The organism is Pseudonocardia sp. NPDC049635, assembly GCF_040659795.1.
GTDB lineage: Bacteria > Actinomycetota > Actinomycetes > Mycobacteriales > Pseudonocardiaceae > Pseudonocardia.
Genome location: NZ_JBFAON010000016.1, coordinates 21630 through 38985 on the forward strand (window position 1 = coordinate 21630; position 17356 = coordinate 38985).

Here is a 17356-nt window from a genome sequence, read left to right on the forward strand (position 1 = left end):
CTGCCTGGAGCGACCGGACGCGCGTGGCATGCTCGTCGGGCCCGGCTCCGTGCCCGTACCCGTGACGGGGTGCGGGACCGAACGGCCGGTCCGGCCCGCCACGCGCCCGACTTCCCGGGAAGAGGATTCGTGTCGTTGTTCCCCGTGCTCGTCACAGCGTGGGCGTTGGTGCTGCTGGTGCCGGTGCTCGCCGGGCGGCTCGGCCCCCTGGCCGGCTGGGCCGGTGCCGCCGGGCTGGGCGTGCTCACCGTCGTGGTCGCCGCCGGGCCCGCCTCCTCCCCGGAGCCGGTGACCGAGGTCCTTCCGTGGATCCCGGCCCTGGACGTGATGGTCCGGCTGCGGATGGACGGTCTCGCCGCGCTCTTCGCGCTGCTGGTGCTGGGCGTCGGCGCCGTGATCCTGGCCTACTCGACGTCGTACCTGACCGAGCGGCGCTCCGGTGGCTTCTACGCACTGATGACGGCGTTCGCCGCGGCGATGCTCACCCTGGTGCTGGCCGACGACCTGGTCCTGCTGTTCGTCGCCTGGGAGATCACGACGCTCTGCTCGTACCTGCTGATCCTGCGGGTGGGCCCGAAGGGACGGGAGCCGGCCGCCCGGACGCTGCTGATCACGGTCTCCGGCGGGCTCGCCCTGCTCGCCGCAGTGTGCACGATCGTCGTGCGGACCGGCACGACACAGCTGTCGGTCGCGCTGGCCGACCCGGCGTGGGGCACCGACCCGGTGTTCGCCGGCGTGGTCGCCGTGCTCGTCGCGGTGGCCGCGATGACGAAGGCGGCGCAGTTCCCGTTCCATTCGTGGCTCCCGGACGCGATGGTCGCCCCGGCGCCGGTGAGCGCCTACCTGCACGCCGCGGCCATGGTGAAGGCCGGCATCTACCTGCTGATGCGGTTCTCCGGAGCCGCCTCGGCCGCACCGGTGTGGCCGTGGCTGCTGGTCACGGTCGGCGTCGTCACGGCACTGATCGGCGGGGTGTTCGCGCTGCAGCGCCACGACCTCAAGGAGCTGCTCGCCTACTCCACGGTGAGCCAGCTCGGCCTGCTGGTGGCGGTGATCGGGGTCGGCACCCCGGGCGCGCTGCTCGCGGCGAGCGCCCACGTCGTGGCGCACGCGCTGTTCAAGTCGGCCGGGTTCATGACGGTCGGCCTGCTCGAGCGCCGGGCGGGCACCCGGGACCTGCGTGAGATACGTGGCCTGTTCCGTGCGATGCCGTGGGCCGCGACGATGATCGTCCTCGCGGCACTCAGCATGGCCGGGATCCCGATCACCCTGGGTTTCGTCTCCAAGGAGTACGTGCTCGACGCCGCGCTGACCGCCTCCGGCGGGCCGGCCGTGCTCGCCGCCGCCGGGCTCGGGGTGGCGGCGGTGCTGACCGTGGCCTACAGCGCCCGGATGGTCGTGCCCGTCATGTTCGGAGCGCCCGGCGAGCTGCGGCCTGCCGCCGGGACCCGGGTGATGGCCGGCACCATCACCGTCACCGCGGTCGCCGGGGCCGCCCTCGGGCCGGCGGCCCCGGTGCTGGACCGGCTGCTCGCCGGGTCGGCCGCGGCCTCCCTGTCGGTCCCGGCCACCGGGATCGACGGCTTCTACGCGTGGCACGGGATCAACCCGGCGCTGGCGGTCTCGGTGGCGGCCATCGCCGCCGGGGCCGCTCTGGTGGCCGCGCGGGGGCGGGTCGACCGGCTGCTCGACCGTCCGCTGTGGCCGTTCACCGGGGTCGGTGCCGTGGAACGCCTGCGCGCGGGGGTCATCGACCTCGGCCGCGCCACCGGCCGGCCCACCGCGGGCGACTCCCCGGCCCGGCACCTGCTCGTCCCGATCCTGCTGATCGGGGTGGGCGGCACCGCGGCCGTCGCGCTGCGGGCCGGTGACGTCGCGGCCGCGGCCGGTACCTCCCGTGCGTCGGACCTGCTCCTGCTCCTGCTCGCCGCGACCGGGGTCGGTGCCGTCCTGGCGGCGCGGGAGCGGCTCGCGGCGGTCCTGGCGGCCGGGGTGGTCGGATTCGCGGTGGCGCTCTGGTTCTACGGTCTCGGCGCGGCCGACGTCGCCCTCACCCAACTCCTGGTCGAGGTGCTGACGGTGGCCGTGATCGTGCTGATCCTGCGGCGCCTTCCGCGTGGGTTCCCGCGCAGCCGTGGTGGTGGCGGCCGCCGCACCGTCGTGCGCGGGGCACTCGCCGTCGGCGCCGGTGCCGCCGCGACCACGGCGGCACTGGCGATGACCGGGTGGCGGGGCCCGTCCGCGGCGTCGACCTGGTTCCTGGCGGAGGCGGAGGAGCGGACCGGTGGATCGAATGTCGTCAACACGATCCTCGTCGACTTCCGGGCGCTCGACACCTTCGGTGAGCTCGTGGTGCTCGCGCTGGCCGCCCTGGTGATGACCGCGCTGCTCGACGCGCGCCGTCCGCAGCCGCTGCGGGTGCTCGACGACCCGGCCGCCCCGGTGAGCGATCCCCGGGCGAACGCCGTCTTCCTGCGCACCGCGGCGAAGGTGCTCGTCCCGTTCCTGCTGCTCGCCTCGGTGTACGTCCTGCTGCGCGGGCACAACGCTCCCGGCGGCGGGTTCATCGGTGCACTCGTCGGAGCCTCCGCGCTGGTGCTGGCCTACCTCGCCGCGCCGTCCGACGGGGCGGGCCGGGTCCGGTTGCCGTTCCTCCTCGTCGCCGGCATGGGCGCGGTGGTCGCGGCGGCGACCGGACTGCTCGGGCTCGCCGACGGCTCCTTCCTGCGCCCGCTGCACGCCGATCTGCTCGGCGTGCATCTCTCCACCGCGCTGGTGTTCGACGTCGGTGTGTACCTGGCCGTGCTCGGGGTGGTGGTCGCCGGGCTGAACCTGCTGGGCGCACCGCAGGCGGAAGGCGCCGAGCCCCTGTCCGACGGGTCCGACGAGGACCGTGCATCCGAGGAGGTGGCGCGATGATCCTCGCCCTCACGATCGGCATCCTCGTCGCAGGGGCCGCCTACCTGATGCTCGACCGCAGCTACCTGCGTGCCGTGCTCGGCTTCCTGTTGCTCGGCCATGCCGTCAACCTGCTGCTGTTCGCCGCCGGCGGGACCCAGCGTCGCGGTGAACCGCTCGACGGCACCGACCCGGCCGCGGCCGCCGACCCGTTGCCGCAGGCGTTCGTGCTCACCGCGATCGTGATCGCCTTCGCGATCACGATCGTCATGCTGGTGCTGGCCGTCACCGGCCGGGCCGGGGACGACACCGCGGACCGCGACCGCCCGGCCGAGCACCCGGAGCCCCGCCGATGACCGCCGCCGTCCTGCTCCCCCTCCTCGTCGGGCTGCCGCTGGGTGCCGCCGGGCTGACCGCTCCGGCCCGGGCCGGGGCCCTGTGGGCCCGCGTCGTCCTGCTCGTCCTGCTCGGTGCGAACCTGCTGGCCGGGATCGCGCTCGTGGTCGCCACCTCGGGCGGCGAGGTGCTCGCCGAGCCGGTCGGGGCCTGGCCGGCCGGGATCGCGATCCCGTTCGCCGCGGACGCCCTGGCGGCGCTGATGCTCACCGTGACCGGGCTGCTCGCGCTGGTCTGCGCGGCGTTCGGGCTGATGACCGGTCCCGGGGCGGCGCGACTGTTCCCGCCCCTGGTCCTCGCGCTGGTCGGCGGGGTGAACGGTGCGCTGCTGACCGCGGACCTGTTCAACCTGTTCGTCTTCATCGAGGTCATGCTCCTTCCCTCCTACGGGCTGCTGGTGCTGGCCCGCCGCCGGCAGGGGACGATGCGCGCGGTCAACGGCACCCGGCTCTACGTCGCGTTCAACCTGTTCGTCTCGACCGTGTTCCTGGCCGGCGTCGCGCTCGTCTACGGCAGCGCGGGCACGGTCAACCTCGGCGAGCTCGCCGGCGCCGCGCAGGAGTCCGGGACCGTCGCGGCCGCGGTGGGCATCTGCCTGGCCGCCCTGTCGATGAAGGCCGCCGTCGTGCCCGTGCACGGTTGGCTGGCCCGCGCCTACCCGTCGACCTCGCCGGCGGTGACGGCGCTGTTCTCCGGACTGCACACCAAGGTCGCGATCTACGCGATCTACCGCATCTACGCCGTCGTGTTCGACGGCGAGGCCCGCTGGCTGTGGATCGGGGTGCTGCTGTTCTCCGCGACGATGCTCGTCGGCGTCCTCGGAGCGGTCGGCGAGAACACGATGCGTTCGATCCTGGCCTTCCACATGGTCAGCCAGATCGGTTACATCCTGCTCGGCGTCGCCCTGTTCACCCCGCTCGGGCTGGCGGCCGGCATCTTCTACCTGCTCCACCACATGATCGTCAAAGCGTCGTTGTTCCTCTCCACCGGCGCGGTCGAGGAACGGCACGGGACCGGTGAACTGGGCGGGATCCGCGGCGTCGCCCGGCGCGATCCGCTGCTGGTCGCCGCGTTCGGCGTGGCCGCGCTGTCCCTCGCAGGCATCCCGCCGTTCTCCGGCTTCGTCGCGAAGCTGACCCTGATCCTGGCCGCCCTCGACGCCGGCCAGGTCGCGGCCGCCGTCGTGGCGATCGTGGTCAGCCTGCTCACCCTGCTCTCGATGATCAAGATCTGGAACGCGCTGGTACGCAGTCCCGAGGAGGACGGCGGACCGGCCGGTGGTGGGGTCGCTGTCGCGGCCCCCGCGGTGCCCGCCGTGGGGATCCGGCTCACCCTGCCCTCGCTCGTGCTGGCCGCGGTCACGCTCGGCCTCGGGCTCGGCGCCGAGCTGCTCTACGGGTTGTCCGCCACCGCGGCGGCGGGTCTGCTCGACACCGGCGGATACGTGGAGGCGGTACTCCGATGATCCGATCCTTCGCCCGGCTGCCGCAGCTGTTCGTGTTCGGCCTGTGGTTCGCCGGTCAGGTCCTGTTCTGTTGCCGGGACGTGCTGGTGGATGTCCTCACCCCGGGCTCGTCCGCGACCCCGCGGGTGATCCGGCTGCCGCTGGCCTCGCAGACCGACGCCCGGGCCGCGGTCATGGGCGCGCTGATCACCCTGACCCCCGGCACCCTGACCCTCGGCGTCGTCGACGGGCACCACGAGCTGCTCGTCCACTCGATGTACCACGACGACCCGGAGACCGCGCTGGCCGAGCTGCGTGACATGGAGGCCCGGATGCTCCGGGCGTTCGGTCCGCCGAGGAAGGAGGTGTCGACGTGATCGGCATCGACATCGCGTTCGCCTGCTGCGGCCTGGCGGCGCTGCTCGCCGTGGTGCGGATCGTGCGTGGCCCGGACCGCGGTTCCCGGATCATCGGCGCCGAACTGCTCACCGTCACCGTGGTCGGGTTGATCGCGCTCGGCGGCGTCCGCTCGGGCAGCACCTCGACGTTCGACCTGGTGCTGGTGGCGACCATGGTCGCGTTCCTGGCCGCCGTCTCCTTCGCCCGGGCCCTCACCGGGGGGGCACGGTGAGCACCATCAGCACTGTCCTCGCCGTCGTCGGCCAGGTGCTCGCCGTCGCCGGCGGGCTCACCCTGCTGCTGGCCGCGCTCGGGCTGCTCCGCTTCGGCGACGTCTACATGCGGGCCTCGTCGGTCGCGACCGCCACCGGCGTCGGGATCAGCCTGGTGATCATCGGTTCGGTGCTGCTCATGCCGGGTGTCGCCGACATCGTCAAGGCGCTGCTGGCGGTCGCCCTGCAGATCGTCACCTCCGCGGTCGGCGGGATCATGGTCGCCCGCTCGGCGATGCTCACCGGGCACCGCTTCCGCCCCGACACGACCGGTACGGAGATCCGGGACGCGCGCGGCCCGGACGGCGATCCCTGATCGACGCCCGTGCGGCGACCTCACCGTCCCGGCCCCGGTGGCCGCGGACCCGCTCCGAGCCGTTCTCAGACACACAAACATGCATTAGATTATTGGTGTGTCCGTCGACGACCGCTGTGAACTGCTGTGCCTGGACCTGCCCCGCGCAGAGCTGATCCGTTCGAGGCTTCCGGGCCCGGCCGGTCTCGAACCGGCGGCCGCCGTCGGGCGCGGGCTCGGCGACCCGACGCGGCTGCGGATCGCGATGGCGCTCCTGATCGGGGACGAGCTGTGCGTCTGCGACACCGCGTGGGTGGTGGCGGCCCCGCAGGCGTTGGTGTCCCACCACCTGCGCCAGCTACGGAGCGCGGGCGTCGTGACCTCCCGCAAGGACGGGCGGATGGTCATGTACCGGCTCTCCGAGCGGGGAGCGACGGTGCTGGGGGCGCTGCTGGACCTCGACGCGGAGGTGCCCGCCGGCGGAGGCGGCACGTCCGACACCGTCGGCGGAGCCGGCACGACCCACACCGCCGGCGGAGCCGACCGTGTCTGACGCCTGTTGCGCCCCCGGGGTGACGACGGCGCCCCCGGGGGCCGATGAGGCGCCCGTCCGCATCTGGCGGGTCCGGGAGCTGCAACTCGCCGCCGTCGCGGCGTCGCTGCTCGCGAGCGCCACGCTGATCGGTGCCCTGACCGGCGCACCGGCGCTCCTGACCGGGGGGATCGAGCTCGCCGCGGTCGCTGTGGCGGCGTCGACCTTCGCCCCCGCCGCCCTGCGCAACCTGCGCCACGGCCGCGTCGGCGTCGGGACCCTGATGACCATCGCCGCGGTCGGCGCGGTCGCGCTCGGGCAGATCACCGAGGCGGCACTGCTCGGGATCCTCTTCTCGATCGCCGAGGGTCTGGAACAGCACGCGGTCGTCCGGACCCGCCGCGGGCTGCGGGCGCTGCTCGGGCTGGTGCCCCCGACCGCCACCGTCGTGCGCGACGGCCGCGAGGTCACCGTCCCGCCCGACGACCTCGTGGTCGGCGACCTCCTCGTCCTGCGTCCGGGCGAGCGCGCCGCGACCGACGGTGTCGTCCGCGCCGGCCGGACCAGCCTGGACACCTCCGCGATCACCGGGGAGTCGGTCCCGGTCGAGGCCGGCCCCGGCGACGTCCTGCACGCGGGCACGATCAACGGCGGTGGTGCGGTCGAGGTCGAGGTCACCGCGCCGGCGTCGGACAGCTCGCTGGCCCGGATCGTCCGCATCGTCGAACGGGCCCAGGACCGCAAGGGAGCCGGTCAGCGCCTCGCCGACCGGGTCGCCCGCCCCCTGGTACCGGGCATCATGGTGCTCGCCGCGCTCGTCGCCACGCTCGGGTCGCTGCTGGGCGAGCCCGCGGTGTGGATCGAACGGGCGCTGGTCGTCCTCGTCGCCGCCTCCCCGTGTGCGCTCGCGATCTCGGTGCCGCTGACCGTGGTCGCCGCGATCGGGGCGTCGAGCCGGCACGGTGCCCTGGTCAAGGGAGGTGCCGCGCTCGAGGAACTCGGCCGTGTCCGGGTGATCGCACTCGACAAGACCGGCACCCTCACCCGCAACGAGCCCGAGGTCGTCGCCGTGCTGGCCACCGCCGGGCACGACCGACGCGAGGTCCTGGCGGTCGCGGCCGCCCTGGAGGCCCGCAGTGAGCATCCGCTCGCCCGCGCCGTCCTCGACGCCGTCGCCGACCCCGCACGATCGGTCGTGGTGGTCCCGGCCGAGAACGTCACCGCCGTCGCCGGCCACGGCCTCACCGGCACCCGCAACGGCGAGGCCCTGCGGCTCGGCAAGCCCGGCTGGGTCGATCCGGGCCCGCTCGCCGACGACGTGACGCGCCTGCAGGGTGAGGGCTGCACCGTGGTCATGGTCGAACAGGACACGACGCTGCTGGGCGCTGTCGCGGTCCGCGACGAACTCCGCCCCGAGGCACCCGAGGCCGTCCGCCGGATCCGTGACCTCGGCATCGAGGTCGCCATGCTCACCGGTGACAACCGGCGCACCGCCCACACCCTCGCCCGGCAGGCCGGTATCGACGCCGTCCACGCCGAGCTGCGGCCGGAGGACAAGGCCGCGCTGTTGAGCGAGATCGCCGCCGGCCGCCGCGTCGCCATGGTCGGCGACGGAGTCAACGACGCCCCCGCTCTCGCGACCGCCGACGTCGGCATCGCGATGGGGGCGATGGGTACCGACGTCGCCATCGAGACCGCCGATGTCGCCCTGATGGGCGAGGACCTCCGGCACCTGCCCCAGAACCTCGCGCACGCCCGCCGGGCACGGACGATCATGGTGCAGAACGTCGGCTTCTCGTTGCTGATCATCGGCACGCTCGTCCCGCTCGCCGGTCTCGGCATGCTCGGTCTGGCCACCGTCGTCGTCATCCACGAAGCAGCCGAGGTGCTGGTCATCCTCAACGCCGTCCGGGCGGCCCGGGCCCGGCCGCTCCCCGGGACAGGTCCCGCACCGGTGCCCGGCGGACGGCGCGCTCGAGTCACCGCCGTGGCCGAATCGCAGGAATCGGACTGCTCCCCGGCCCCGACCCTCGATCCACCGAATCGTTGATCACGACCTCGGCCCGCCGCCGACCTGCACCGCGACGTGGTCCGGCCGGCCCGCCCGCCGGACCACGCTTCCCAGCTGCCGTGCACCGTCCGCTCGCTGCAACGACCACACTCCGTCCCGTCCCCGTACGGCGCACGAGTGCCACGGGGTGGTCCACACGTCGTCGGCCCGCACCAGTCGCACACCGAGCTTCGTCGCCCCGGCCGGATGCGGATGGATGGAGAGCCGGACCCCGACGGGGAACCGGTCGGCGACCAACGCGCTCCACGCGTTGCTGCGGGCCACCACCCGGTAGGCCCGCTCGCGGGAGCGGCGCTGCAGAGCAGCCCGGCTCTCACCGTGGTCAGCGGCGTCCTCGACCAGGAAGCGCACGATCCCCAGGTACAGGGCCCGCTCCGCGGGGTCCGACCGGCACCGTCTGCGGAGTTGTTCCACCGACGGCGCCCAGACCTGGTCGAGCAGTGCGCGACGCTCGTCGTGGCTCCGCCCGGGCCAGGCGTGGGAGAGGTCGAAGAACTCGAACCCCGGCAACCGCTCGGACGCGGCCAGCTCGCGCAGGGCCGTGCCGTAGTCGTCGACGTGCCGGTCGGGCACCCCGATCAGATCGGCGAAGACGTGCCCGTCGGAGCAGACGAGCACCCTGGCCCCGGGTTCGTGCACGGCGGCGATCTCGGCGCGGATCCGGTCCAGGTGGTGCAGGGACAACCGCTCCCCGGCATCGGGCAGGCGGCTGAGCACCTTGGCCGGGTTCGGCGACTTGCACGGGAACGCCGGCAGCACCAGACGCAGCGGCGTCCCGGTCGCGACCGCGGCCCGGATCTGGGCGCGCTGCGGGGCGAACGCCGTCGTCTCGGGTGTGGGTTCGTCACGTGGGGCGCGCCGGTGGTGCAGCAGGATGCCGAGGATGTCCTCGACGAGGGCGTCGGTACGGGTCCGGTCGGTCACCGGGTCCGGAGCACAGGTGATCAACGATCCTCCGATCGGCGGGCCCTCGCAGGCGGTGGCGGTGCGGTGGGTTTCCGTCGGGTCAGTCGGGGCGCGATGCTCCGTGGGTCACCGGCAGGGCACGGACACCACGGCCCAGCACGGCCGGGGTCCAGTCGAGCGCGGTGGGATCGGTGCCGAACCGCATACCGGGCAACCGGGTCAGCAGCGTGCCGAGTGCCACCTGCAGCTCGACACGGGCCAGCGCGGCACCGGGACAGAAGTGGATGCCGTGCCCGAACGCGAGGTGCGGATTGGGCTCGCGATCGAGCACCAGCTCGTCGGCACGCTCGAAGCGGCGGGGGTCGTGGTTGGCCGCGCACAGCGACACGATCACCGAGTCACCGGCCGGGACCTCGCGGCCGTGCAGCTCGTCGCTCTCGGCGAGGAACCGCCAGGTGGTGAGTTCGAACGCGCTGTCGTAGCGCAGCAGCTCCTCCACCGCGCGCGGGAGCAGCACCGGGTCGGCGGCGAGCCGGTCCAGTTCGTCGGGGCGGTGCAGCAGCGCGACGAGAGCGGTGGTGATCTGGTTGGCCACCGGCTCCTGGCCGGCGACCAGCAGCTGGAACACCATGGAGTCGAGTTGCTCGGTCGTGAGGTCGCCGGAGTCGCGGGCCGCCACGAGGCGGGTCAGCAGGCCGTCGCCGGGCAGGCCGCGGACGCCGTCGACGACGCGGGCGATGTAGTCCTGCAGCCCGTGGAGCAGTCCCTCGTAGCGGGCGCGACGCGGGTCGGTGGGGCCGACCGGGGCGACGACGCCACCCCACTCCCGCCGGAACCCTGCCGTCAGCTCGTCGGGCAGCCCGATCGCCAGGGCGAGCGACGCGAACGGGAAGTGCGCGGCGAAACCCGCGACCAGGTCGACCGGCCCTTCGGCGGACACCAGGTCGGCGACCAGCCGATCTGCGATCTCCTGCAACCGCGGACGCAGTTCTTCGGCGGCGCGCGGGGTGAACGACTCGGTGACCAGCCGACGCATCACGGTGTGGATGGGCGGGTCCTGGTGGAGCAGGTGAACCTGCAGCTGGGAGTGCTGCGGCTCGGGCATGATCGACGCGAGCGCACGCCAGTCGTCGTTGCCCAGACGATGGTTCTTGCCAAGGCGTCGGTCGTTGAGGGTGGCGTGGGCGGCGTCGTAACCGGTGACCAGCCAGGCGTGCACACCGCTGGGGAACGCGACCCGGTGGATCGGGCAGCGCTCGCGCAGCTCGTCGTAGAGCGGGTACGGGTCGCGCTTGTAGTCCGGGCCGAACAGCGGCACCGGCTCGGTCTCGTGGTGGGTCGTCACAGGTGTGGTGTCCTCTCAGATCCGCAGCTCGGGACGGGCGTGATCCAGCCACAGGGCGAGGTCGACGGCGCGCTCGAGGCGCAGCCGCATCCCCCAGTCGAGACCCCCGGCGGGGGCGTCGAGCAGCGGGTCGATCCGGGTGCGGTCCACGATGTCGGTGACCCGGTCGGCGTCCAGGCAGGTGCGGGCGAGCTGCTGCAGCCCGGCGTTGTAACCAGGGTCGTGAGTGGCCGGGTAGTGGTTCTTGGCCCGCCACAGCACCGCTCCCGGCAGATGTTTCGCCCCCGCCGCGCGTAGCAGGGACTTCTCCCGGCCGTCACGCGTCTGCTCGGTCCACGGGACCGAGAAGGCGTACTCGACCAACCGGTGGTCGCAGTAGGGCACCCGCACCTCCAGTCCGTGCGCCATCGACAACCGGTCCTTGCGATGCAGCAGCTGACGTAACCATCGGGTGAGCGAGAGGTGCTGCAGCTCGCGGGAGCGGTGCTGCTCGGGGGTCTCGTCGTCGTGGTGCGGGACGGCGGCGAGCGCGCCGGAGCAGGTGTCGGCCCGGTACTCGCCGATCCGCATCGCCGCGGCCAGGTCGGGGTGCAGCGGGACGGCGGCGGCGTCACCGGTGACCAGCAGCCACGGGAACGTCGTCGCCGTGCGGGCACGCTCGGTGTGGAACCAAGGGTACCCGCCGAACACCTCGTCGGCGGCCTCACCGGACAGCGCGACCGTGGAGTGCTCGCGGATCCGGCCGAACAACAGGTACAGCGAGGTGTCCATGTCCCCGACCCCGATCGGCGAGTCCCGGGCCGCGACGACGGCGCGCCGGTGCTCCAGGTCGAGCAGCGCCGCCGGGTCGAGCACCGTCACCGCGTGGTCGGTACCGATGTGCGTCCCGGCCTCAGCCGCGTAGGGCGTGTCGTGCCCGGTGCGCAGCACATCACCGGTGAACTCGCGGGCCTGGTCGGCGTAGTCGACGGCGTAGGAGCGCAGTACCGCTTCCGGCCCACGGCGGTCCCGCAGCTCCGCGGCGGCGAACGCGGTCACCACCGAGGAGTCCAAGCCGCCCGAGAGCAGGCTGCAGATCTCGACGTCGGCCTCGAGCCGCGACCGAGCCGCCCGTTCGACGAGCATCGCGACCCGCTCGGCCGTGGCCTCGGGGGAGTCGACGTGTCCGCGCAGCTCCAGCTCCCAGTAGCGGCCGGTGCGTACGCCGTCGGCGTCGGCGACCAGCCAACCCCCCGGCTCCACCTCGTGGATGCCCGCGTACACCCCGGGCCAGGTCGAGAACAGCAGCGAGTAACCCTCGCGCAGGCTCTCGACGTCGGCGACCGGGTCGATGCCGGGGTGAGCGAACAGGGCCTTCGGCTCGGAGCCGAACGCGACACCGCCGGTGGGGGTCCGTGCCCAGTACAGCGGCTTCACGCCGAGCCGGTCGCGGCCCAGCACGAGCCGCCCGGTGGGCTGATCCCAGACGGCGAGACCGAACATGCCCTCGAACCGGTCGAGCGCGGCGATCCCCCACTCCCGGAAGGCGGCGAGCACGACCTCGGTGTCGCTGCGGGTGTCGAAGCGGTGGCCGCGTGACCGGAGCTCGCAGCGGAGCTCGTGGTGGTTGTAGACCTCACCGGAGTAGGACAGCACGGTGCGGGTGCCCGCACTGCCGACGAGCATCGGCTGGGCCCCGCCTTCGATGTCGATCACGGCGAGGCGCCGGTGCCCGAGGGCGGCCCGCTCGTCGTGCCACACCCCGCCCGCGTCCGGTCCACGGGGGATCTGGGTCGCGATCATGGCCTCGGCGATCACCCGCAGTCCCGTCGGGTCGGCGACGGGAGCGGACTCGACCAGGCCGGCGATGCCACACATCAGGGGTTCTCCTCGGTGGTGGGACGGGCGCGGTACAGGATCAGCACCAGCGCGGCGGCGACGGCCGCGAGGGCCGCGACGATCAGGGCGGGGCGAGTGGCGAGCACCGTGCCCTCGGCGTTCCAGGCCAGTGCCGCGCCGGCCGGGCCGACCGCGAAACCGAGCGCACGGGCGCACTGCACCCCGGCACCGGCCGTGGCCATCCGGTCCCGCGCGGCGCCGGCGAGCACGAGTACCTGGGTGGGGCCGCCGTAGAGCCCGGTACCAAGCCCGGCCAGCGCCACCCGCCAGGCGACGTCGGCCGGGACCCAGGCGCCCGCCTCGGGAAGCGCGGCGAGCAGTGCGAAACCCACCGCGGCGAGGGCCACGCCCGCGACGGCGACCGCACGCGGCGAGAAGCGATCGGCGAGACGACCCGCGACCGGCCCGGCCACGACCATGCCGAGCGGGAAGGCCAGCACCGTCAGCCCAGCGGCGGCCGGGCCGCTCCCACCGGCCTGCAACCCGACCGCGACCAGGTAACCGGCGACTGCGAACGCGCCGGCCAGCAGCGCCACCGCCACGGTGGGCGCGATGCCACCGGGCCGCAGTGCCGCGGCGACGGACCGGGCCCCGGGGCGTACCGCCCAGGCCGCGAGCGCGGTGGCCGCGAACGCGACCGCAGCGGTCACGGCCACCGGCCCGGCGAGGAAACCGGTCGCGACGGAGCACACCAGGCCGAGCCCGGTGATCAGCAGAGCGGCGTCGACCAGGCTTGCCCGGCCCGGTCCGGCGAACGCCCCGGCGACGATCCGGGACCGGTGGACCAACCCGATCGCGACCAGCGACACCAGTACCGCCGGCACGAACGCGACGCGCCAACCGACCAGCTCGATCAGTGGCCCGCCCGACGCGGGACCGAGCACCCCGCCGATCGGCCCGGCCGTCGCGGGCACCGCCATCGCCCGGCCCCGGCGGTGCGGGGCGACCGCCGCCGTCGCGAGCACCGGCATCAGGACCATGAGTACCGCACCGGCCGCACCCTGCACGGCGCGCAGACCGACCAGCACCGGCAACGACGGCGCCACCACCGCCGCGATGTTGGCCACCGCGAAGACACCGACGGCGGCGAACAGGGCGGGCCGGAGTGTGACGCGGTCCAGCCACCGCCCCGCTGGCAACAGCAGGGCTACGGCCGGGACGGCGTAGGCGAGCACGACCCACTGGACCGACCGCGGGTCGGCGACGAACCCGTCCGCGATCCTCGGCAGCGCCACGGTGACGACGTTCATGTCGAACATCGCCACGAACGACAGCAGTCCCGCGAGCGCCACCGCAGCCCGGTCGTCGCGGATCTGCCCGGCCGGTCGCGCCGTTCCGCCCTCGACCATTCCGAGCCCCCGAGCTTCGCGCCTCAGCACCACTACGTGACATGTCGTGACGGCGTGCAGCCGAGTTCCCGGCGCCACGGCCGATCGGAGCGACCCATGTCACGCCACAGTGCTACGAACGGGGGAACCAGACGGACGCGAACTCCGACCGCTCAGGTGTTCTGACCGATACGGCACGAAGGACGTGTACGGGTGCGACGACACCGACGAGCGATCACAACGGCGTGTGCCGCCGTGGCCACGGCCGTGCTGCTGGCCGGGTGCGGTGGCGGTCCTGGCGCTTCCGACCGTGCGGGGCACGAAGGCACGGACATGGGCGGTTCGTCCGCGGGCGCGGCCGGCCACCCGGCCGCGCCGAGCTGTCCTCCGGTGCCCCGCCTTGCGGCCCCGCCGCAGCGCGTGGTCACGATGGACGGCGGTGCAGCCGCGATCCTGACCGCCCTCGGCCAACGCGATCGGATCGTCGGCACCGCAGCTCCGGACTTCTTCACGGCCTTCACCGGCGCCGAGCGGGCCGAGCTCGACTCGATCCCGGTGCTCGACCCGGGTCAGGGCAACGCCGAGTCGGTCGTCGCAGCGACACCCGACCTCGTCGTCGGGATCTCCAGCTACAGCTTCGGCGGGTTCGACGGCACGCCCTCCGTCGAGCGCCTGCAGCAAGCAGGTGCGGCCAGCCTGGTGGCCTGCGACGACGCGCCGTCACCGATGCAGAACATCGATGACACCTACGAATTCGTCGAACAGGTCGCGACCGTGTTCGGCGTGCAGGCGCAGGGCACCGAGCTGATCGAGCGGATCAAGGCCCAGGTCACCGCAGCGGTCCCGCCCCCCGGCACGGCTCCGGTCCGGGTCCTCGCGCTGTCCTCGGCACCACAGACCGGGCAGCCGCTGATGACCCAGGGTGGCGCCGGTCTTGCCAACGGCATCATCACCCTCGCCGGAGGGGAGAACATCGCGGCCGACCAGGACAGCGACTTCGCGAGTCTGTCCGCCGAGCAGGTGGCCGCGCTCGACCCGCAGGCCCTCGTGGTGATCACCGGGTTCTCACCGCAGAGCGACGCCGAGCTGACCCGGGCCGTCCGTTCCAGCCCCGCCCTCGCCTCGACGACCGCGGTGCGGGAGAACCGGCTGGTCACCGTCCCGCAGTCGATCACTCTGTCCCCCAGCGTGCTCAACGGGCAGGCCGTCGCCACGATCGCGCAGGGCATCCACGGCACCGGATGACCACGCACGACGAGACGGCGCGGGCGACACCGGCCGCCGCGAGGGGAGGCCTGCTCGGCCGGGTTCCCCCCGCGGTGGTAACGACCGGGTTGCTGCTCGCCCTGCTGGCGTCGGCCGTCGTCTCGATCGGACTCGGACCCGTGTCGATCCCGCCGGCCCGCGTGCTCGACGCCGTGACCGCCCACCTGACCGGAGGGGCATCCGGGATCGACCCGGCCGAGGACTTCATCGTCTGGGAGCTGCGGACACCCCGGGTGCTGCTCGGCGTCGTCGTCGGGGCGGGGCTGGCCGTCGCCGGGTTGCTGGTGCAGGCCATGGTCCGCAACCCGATCGGGGACCCCTACGTCCTCGGGCTGTCCTCCGGGGCCTCGGTCGGTGCGGTCCTGGTCATCACCACGGTCGGCACCGCGACGGCCGGGTTGTTCACGCTGCCCGCCGCGGCCTTCGCCGGTGCGCTGCTCACCGGGCTGGGCGTGTTCGTCCTGTCCCGGGTCCGCGGTCGGCTGCACGCGACCCGGTTGGTGCTCGCCGGGGTCGCGGTCGGTCAGCTGCTCGGCGGCCTCACCTCGTTCCTGTTGCTGCGCACCCGCAACACCGACGCCCAGCAGCAGGTCCTGTTCTGGATGCTCGGCAGCCTCGCCGGTGCCCGCTGGGACCTGCTCGCCCTGTCCGGGGCGATCGTCGGGGTGCTCCTGGTTCCGCTGTGGTGGCAGGCCAACCGGGTCAACCTCCTGGTCCTCGGCGAGGACGCGGCGTCGGCGCTGGGGACCGCCCCCACCCGCCTGCGGGCGGTGCTGTTCGTGCTCACCGGCCTGCTGACCGGGGCCGTGGTCGCCGTATCGGGCAGCATCGGATTCGTCGGCCTCGTCGTCCCCAACCTGGCCCGGCTGCTGTTCGGCGCCGACCACCGCCGCACCCTGCCGGTGTGCGTGCTGCTCGGCGCACTGGTCGTCGTCTGGTCCGACACCGCCGCCCGGCTCGTGCTCGCCCCCACCGAGCTCCCGATCGGCATCCTCACCGCCGCGATCGGCGTGCCGTTCTTCCTCTACGTGCTGCGCCGCAGCGCGACCGGGACGGTGGGGGTGTGAATGCCCAGCTCGTCGTCGACGGGGTCAGCGTCGGTCACGGCGGGGATCCGGTCGTGCACGACGCCACACTGACCGTCCCCGACGGCGCCGTGCTCGCCCTCGTCGGTCCGAACGGATCGGGCAAGTCCACCCTGCTCAAGACCCTCTACCGGGTGCTCAAACCGCTGCGCGGCGACCTGCTGCTCGGCGCCGACGACCTGCTCGCGATGCCGCACCGCGACAACGCTCGCGCGGTCGGGGTACTCACTCAGGACGACGCCGGCGGGTACGACTTCACCGCGTGGGAGGCCGTGATGCTCGGCCGGTCCCCGCACCTGGGGACCCTCGGCCGGCCCGGCCCCGCCGATACCGCCGTCGTCACCGACGCCCTCGACCGCACCGGTTGCACCGCGTTCGCCGACCGCCCGCTGTCGCAGCTCTCCGGCGGGGAACGGCAGCGGGTGCTGCTGGCCCGGGCGCTGGCCCAGCAACCGCGGGTGCTGGTGCTCGACGAACCCACCAACCACCTCGACCCCCGCCACCAGCTCGGGATATTGCGCCTGGCCCGGAATCTCCGGGTCACCGTCGTCGCCGCGCTGCACTCCCTCGATCTCGCCGCGCAGTACGCCGACCTGGTCGCCGTGCTGTCCGCAGGTCGCATCGTGGCTGTGGGCCCGCCCGCAGAGGTGTTCACCCCGCATCTGCTCGAGGCCCACTTCCGGGTCGACGGGTCGATCGTCGCCGACCCGGTGACCGGGACACCGCGGGTGCTGCTGCGCGAGCTGGACGCCGGCCGGGCCGCCTCGTGACCGCACCCGCTCCGGCACCCGAGGGGTGGTGTAGCTGCCGACCCGAACGTGCACACCGTCGGCGGTCGATCACCGGCGTGCGCGTTCTCGTTCCAGGTGGGGCCTGCTCAGCCGAGCACGACCGCGAGGGCGACCCCGCCGGCGAGCGCGCAGGTCGCGGCCAGCGCGGCGACGAGCCCGCCCCCGGGCCCGGTGGCGGCCGGGACACCGCGCACGACGCGTTCGGCGCGCCGCAGCCGCGGTCCTGCCGCGAACACGACGACCATCCCCATCGTGGTGGCGAAGAACCCGAGCCCCCAGGCGGCCGGCCCGACCTCGGGCAGCAGCAACCGGGCACCGACGACCCCACCGACCAGGACGGCGAGGCCGGTGCGCCGCCACGCGAGCGCGGTTCTTTCCAGCTGCAGACCGGGATCGGCCACGGCGCCACCGGGGCGCGTCAGCGGGTGTCCGTCGGACGGGCGTGGCGGC

General features: G+C 73.8%; 16 protein-coding genes. 11 read left to right on the forward strand and 5 right to left on the reverse strand.

What is annotated here, in order from left to right; all coding sequences use genetic code 11:
• The first annotated feature begins 129 nt into the window (after nt 1-129).
• The 8 genes from mbhE to AB0J24_RS19025 all read left to right on the forward strand — a co-directional run bounded on the left by mbhE (nt 130) and on the right by AB0J24_RS19025 (nt 8286).
• Nucleotides 130-2919, forward strand: a complete 2790-nt coding sequence (mbhE, locus tag AB0J24_RS18990) for a hydrogen gas-evolving membrane-bound hydrogenase subunit E (protein ID WP_358683044.1) — start codon at nt 130-132, stop codon at nt 2917-2919.
• Nucleotides 2916-3254: a cation:proton antiporter subunit C gene (locus AB0J24_RS18995; RefSeq protein ID WP_358683046.1), complete on the forward strand. Its 339-nt coding sequence runs from the start codon at nt 2916-2918 to the stop codon at nt 3252-3254. The genes mbhE and AB0J24_RS18995 overlap by 4 nt, the downstream gene beginning before the upstream one ends.
• Nucleotides 3251-4759: a monovalent cation/H+ antiporter subunit D family protein gene (locus AB0J24_RS19000; RefSeq protein WP_358683048.1), complete on the forward strand. Its 1509-nt coding sequence runs from the start codon at nt 3251-3253 to the stop codon at nt 4757-4759. The genes AB0J24_RS18995 and AB0J24_RS19000 overlap by 4 nt, the downstream gene beginning before the upstream one ends.
• The gene (locus AB0J24_RS19005; protein ID WP_358683050.1) at nt 4756-5115 is read left to right on the forward strand and encodes a Na+/H+ antiporter subunit E; all 360 of its coding nucleotides are present in this window, start codon (nt 4756-4758) and stop codon (nt 5113-5115) included. Before AB0J24_RS19000 ends, AB0J24_RS19005 begins: the two co-directional genes overlap by 4 nt.
• Nucleotides 5112-5369, forward strand: coding sequence for a monovalent cation/H+ antiporter complex subunit F (locus tag AB0J24_RS19010; RefSeq protein ID WP_358683052.1), 258 nt, complete (start codon nt 5112-5114; stop codon nt 5367-5369). Before AB0J24_RS19005 ends, AB0J24_RS19010 begins: the two co-directional genes overlap by 4 nt.
• Nucleotides 5366-5725, forward strand: coding sequence for a monovalent cation/H(+) antiporter subunit G (locus AB0J24_RS19015; RefSeq protein ID WP_358683054.1), 360 nt, complete (start codon nt 5366-5368; stop codon nt 5723-5725). The genes AB0J24_RS19010 and AB0J24_RS19015 overlap by 4 nt, the downstream gene beginning before the upstream one ends.
• A gap of 97 nt (nt 5726-5822) precedes the next feature.
• Entirely contained in the window at nt 5823-6257 is a 435-nt protein-coding gene (locus tag AB0J24_RS19020) for a metalloregulator ArsR/SmtB family transcription factor (protein WP_358683056.1), read from the forward strand.
• A complete protein-coding gene (locus tag AB0J24_RS19025) occupies nt 6250-8286 on the forward strand; it encodes a cation-translocating P-type ATPase (RefSeq protein WP_358683058.1) in 2037 nt (678 codons plus the stop codon). Before AB0J24_RS19020 ends, AB0J24_RS19025 begins: the two co-directional genes overlap by 8 nt.
• On the opposite strand, the gene AB0J24_RS19030 is transcribed toward AB0J24_RS19025, so the two are convergent.
• From AB0J24_RS19030 to AB0J24_RS19045, 4 genes are all read right to left on the reverse strand, one after another.
• On the reverse strand, nt 8287-9231 hold the full coding sequence (locus tag AB0J24_RS19030) for an isocyanide synthase family protein (RefSeq protein WP_358683060.1): 945 nt from the start codon (nt 9229-9231) through the stop codon (nt 8287-8289).
• Between the two features lie 82 nt (nt 9232-9313).
• Complete coding sequence (locus tag AB0J24_RS19035; RefSeq protein WP_358683062.1) at nt 9314-10558, reverse strand: cytochrome P450; 1245 nt, start codon at nt 10556-10558, stop codon at nt 9314-9316.
• Nucleotides 10559-10573: 15 nt separating this feature from the next.
• Nucleotides 10574-12415, reverse strand: coding sequence for an asparagine synthase (glutamine-hydrolyzing) (gene asnB, locus AB0J24_RS19040; protein ID WP_358683064.1), 1842 nt, complete (start codon nt 12413-12415; stop codon nt 10574-10576).
• Entirely contained in the window at nt 12415-13785 is a 1371-nt protein-coding gene (locus tag AB0J24_RS19045; RefSeq protein ID WP_358683066.1) for an MFS transporter, read from the reverse strand. Before AB0J24_RS19045 ends, asnB begins: the two co-directional genes overlap by 1 nt.
• A gap of 369 nt (nt 13786-14154) precedes the next feature.
• Here AB0J24_RS19045 and AB0J24_RS19050 point away from each other — a divergent pair, with 369 nt between their 5' ends.
• The 3 genes from AB0J24_RS19050 to AB0J24_RS19060 are packed head-to-tail and all read left to right on the forward strand — an operon-like array spanning nt 14155 to nt 16885.
• Complete coding sequence (locus AB0J24_RS19050) at nt 14155-15009, forward strand: ABC transporter substrate-binding protein (RefSeq protein ID WP_358683068.1); 855 nt, start codon at nt 14155-14157, stop codon at nt 15007-15009.
• Nucleotides 15006-16097: an iron ABC transporter permease gene (locus tag AB0J24_RS19055; RefSeq protein WP_358683069.1), complete on the forward strand. Its 1092-nt coding sequence runs from the start codon at nt 15006-15008 to the stop codon at nt 16095-16097. Before AB0J24_RS19050 ends, AB0J24_RS19055 begins: the two co-directional genes overlap by 4 nt.
• Nucleotides 16094-16885: an ABC transporter ATP-binding protein gene (locus AB0J24_RS19060; RefSeq protein ID WP_358683071.1), complete on the forward strand. Its 792-nt coding sequence runs from the start codon at nt 16094-16096 to the stop codon at nt 16883-16885. Before AB0J24_RS19055 ends, AB0J24_RS19060 begins: the two co-directional genes overlap by 4 nt.
• 107 nt (nt 16886-16992) lie before the next feature.
• On the opposite strand, the gene AB0J24_RS19065 is transcribed toward AB0J24_RS19060, so the two are convergent.
• Nucleotides 16993-17307 (reverse strand): DUF202 domain-containing protein, encoded by a 315-nt coding sequence (locus AB0J24_RS19065; RefSeq protein WP_358683073.1) that lies wholly within the window; start codon nt 17305-17307, stop codon nt 16993-16995.
• Nucleotides 17308-17356: the final 49 nt, after the last annotated feature.

Coding starts and splice junctions, on each gene's coding strand:
- AB0J24_RS18995 (WP_358683046.1), top strand. CDS start 2,916: ATGATCCTCGCCCTCACGATCGGCATCCTCGTCGCAGGGGCCGCCTAC.
- AB0J24_RS19000 (WP_358683048.1), top strand. CDS start 3,251: ATGACCGCCGCCGTCCTGCTCCCCCTCCTCGTCGGGCTGCCGCTGGGT.
- AB0J24_RS19005 (WP_358683050.1), top strand. CDS start 4,756: ATGATCCGATCCTTCGCCCGGCTGCCGCAGCTGTTCGTGTTCGGCCTG.
- asnB (WP_358683064.1), bottom strand. CDS start 12,415: ATGTGTGGCATCGCCGGCCTGGTCGAGTCCGCTCCCGTCGCCGACCCG.
- AB0J24_RS19055 (WP_358683069.1), top strand. CDS start 15,006: ATGACCACGCACGACGAGACGGCGCGGGCGACACCGGCCGCCGCGAGG.
- AB0J24_RS19045 (WP_358683066.1), bottom strand. CDS start 13,785: ATGGTCGAGGGCGGAACGGCGCGACCGGCCGGGCAGATCCGCGACGAC.